Consider the following 1,079-nt stretch of genomic DNA (forward strand, 5'->3'; position numbering starts at 1 on the left):
GGGCTGGTCGAAGCCTGAAGCCTGGCCCGGGCCGCCGCACCCTGCCAAGCCGCCCGCGTCAGTGACACCTGACACGCTGCGGCGTGGGCGACTGATCGCGCATGGGCGATACTCCCGCGGCATTGCTCTGCAACTGCAGGCCTGTCCGACACCTGACCATTGCCCCAGCCCATGCTCCCGATTCCACCAATCACACAAGCCTTGATGCTGATCTGCACAGCGGCCTATTTTCTCGATCTGCTGATCCGCAGCTTCACCGGCTTCTCTTTGAACCTGTGGATGGCGCTGTGGCCGCTGGGCAATGGCATCTTCATGCCGTGGCAACCGTTCACCTATGCGCTGGTCCAGCAGGACATCACAGCCTTGCTTTTCAACATGCTGGGCATGTGGATGTTCGGCGGTGAACTGGAGCGGCTGTGGGGACAAAAGCGTTACGCACAATTCCTGTTTGCTGCGGTCATTGCAGCATCGGTTTGCTACCTGCTTCTGTCTCTGGCAACTGGTGCGCGTGCACCTTTCATCGGTTCGAGTCCCGTGATCTACGCGATGCTTGCCGCGTCGGCAATCCTGTTCCCCAATCGCACCATCATGCCGCTGATTCCCCCCATCCCGATGAAGCAGCGGACCTACGTGCTGGCTTTCGGTGCCGTGATGCTGGCACTGGGCCTGAGCAGCCTGGGCGGCATTGCCCCCTTTGCCCAACTGGGCGGTGCGCTCGGCGCCTGGCTGATCATTCGCTTTTGGCGCGGCCAGGCGCCCTTTCCGCCCCGCAAACGCAGGTGATTGGGGCACCCGGTTTCGCGGGTACGCGAAACCACCCGCCAAGCGGGTTGGCGCTGCCGCCTTGAGGCGGCCCGGCGCCGGCAGCGCTGGCAACGCGGCAGTCAAGGGCGTGACGTGTCAGCCGCCAGGCCGGCGATCACGTCCGGATAAAGGAGCTGCAATCGCAGCTCTTTTTTCATTCGGCCGTTGTCCAGCCTTCGGGACTCGCCGAGGAAGCTCATCTGCATGGGCGAGAGCTGCGCTGCGGCCTCGGCGCGTGAGAGGCGCGGCGGGCGCGGCAGGCCGTAGCGGTCGGC

At 64.3% G+C, this 1,079-nt stretch carries 1 protein-coding gene and 1 pseudogene; one reads left to right on the forward strand and one right to left on the reverse strand.

The genetic code is table 11. The features are described 5' to 3' along the window. Positions 1–204 precede the first annotated feature (204 nt). A complete protein-coding gene (locus tag FKP22_RS31380) occupies positions 205–783 on the forward strand; it encodes a rhomboid family intramembrane serine protease (RefSeq protein WP_233447043.1) in 579 nt (192 codons plus the stop codon). Between the two features lie 101 nt (positions 784–884). Here FKP22_RS31380 and FKP22_RS33605 read toward each other — a convergent pair. Next, positions 885–1,079, reverse strand: a pseudogene (locus FKP22_RS33605) (SDR family NAD(P)-dependent oxidoreductase); the annotation flags it as partial.

The sequence above is a fragment of the Ideonella azotifigens genome, from assembly GCF_006519715.1.
In the GTDB taxonomy this organism is placed as follows: domain Bacteria; phylum Pseudomonadota; class Gammaproteobacteria; order Burkholderiales; family Burkholderiaceae_C; genus Ideonella; species Ideonella azotifigens.